Annotated in this window: 3 protein-coding genes; all 3 read right to left on the minus strand. The window is 49.5% G+C overall.

Annotation, left to right across the window (positions count from 1 at the left end):
* Positions 1–470: hypothetical protein (locus ACTHUT_RS20760; protein WP_440419698.1), on the minus strand; the 470-nt coding region annotated here is incomplete at its 3' end.
* A gap of 75 nt (positions 471–545) precedes the next feature.
* Entirely contained in the window at positions 546–1139 is a 594-nt protein-coding gene (gene rdgB, locus ACTHUT_RS20765) for an RdgB/HAM1 family non-canonical purine NTP pyrophosphatase (protein WP_440386311.1), read from the minus strand.
* A 9-nt stretch (positions 1140–1148) separates the two neighbouring features.
* Positions 1149–1331 (minus strand): NGO_0222 family membrane protein, encoded by a 183-nt coding sequence (locus ACTHUT_RS20770; RefSeq protein WP_440419700.1) that lies wholly within the window; start codon positions 1329–1331, stop codon positions 1149–1151.

Raw genomic sequence — 1331 nt, forward strand, 5'->3', positions numbered from 1 at the left:
CCGAATAGCAGGAAAATGCCGATAAAAAGCTGCGCGATGTTGGCAAGTATACCGGCTTGGTTTTGTGCGCCGAGGTCCGCCCAAACGGATGTATGTGTGTCGATAGCAATAGACTGTACAAAAAGATAGAGAGAGAACTGGTAAATTAGGTCAGGGATGGCTTGGAAAACAGTATATATGCCTATTAATACAATACCGGTCGTCAGCCATGGTGCAGGGTGTTTGGGGGCTTCCTGTACGGTTTGCAGATGTTCGGGCAACAGGCGGTTGGCAATGGTGGCAGGGAAACACCATAGCAGCAGCCATGCAATTAAATACAAGCCGTAGAGCATCAGTACGGATGAGATTTGTTTACTGCCATACATGCTTTCTGTCTGTACGAATATGGTCGCGATGCTACCAAGTGTTTGTACGATACCGATTAAAACAACCAAGCGGATGGCGACAATCAGGATTTGCTTAGGGGACATGGATTTCTTTCATTATTTGTTGGATCTAGAACATCTAAAAAAACGTTTCAGGTTTTCAGACGGCCTATTATCGATTTATAAGGACTCAATTTTTCTCAACAATTCACGCAATGCTTGGGCGCGGTGGCTTTCGGCATTTTTGATTTCAGGGTCAAGCTCGGCGGCGGTGCAACCGTGTTCGGCCAGATAAAAATGCGGGTCGTAACCGAAGCCGTTTGTGCCGGCTGCCTCTGCCTGCCATTGTCCGCGCCAGATGCCTTCTGCGATGATGGGTTGCGGGTCGTTTTCGTGGCGGACGAGTACGAGCACGCAGACGTAGTAACAGCTTTTATCGTCTGTATCGGCAAGATCGGCAGACAGTTTGGCGTTGTTTGCGGCATCGGATTTGGGGTTTTCGCCTGCATAACGGGCGGAGAAAATGCCGGGTGCGCCGTTTAAGGCGTTGGTGCAGATGCCGGAATCGTCGGCAAGTGCCGGTAAGCCGCTGTATTTGGCGGCATGGCGTGCTTTAGCCAGGGCATTTTCAACAAAGGTATGGTACGGCTCGGGACATTCGGGCGTATTGAACTGCGATTGTGGCAGGACTTCGATGTTTAAGTCGGCAAAGAGGCGGGAAAATTCTTTGAGTTTGCCTGCGTTGCCACTGGCAAGGACGATTTTTTCAAACATGGTTTTTCCTTAATGGTTTTCGGTTTGCTGCATACGAGCCATTTGTGCGCGTGCTTTGTGGCGGATGTAAAGGGCAAGGCTGCCGATTTGGGCAAAAACGGCGGCAAAGGCAAACAGAAAGGCGGCAACGGCAAATTGTTTGCTGTGAATGCTCAGAAGATAAGCGCCCAACAGAATCAGTACGATAAACAT

This window comes from Neisseria sp. P0022.S010 (assembly GCF_051956635.1).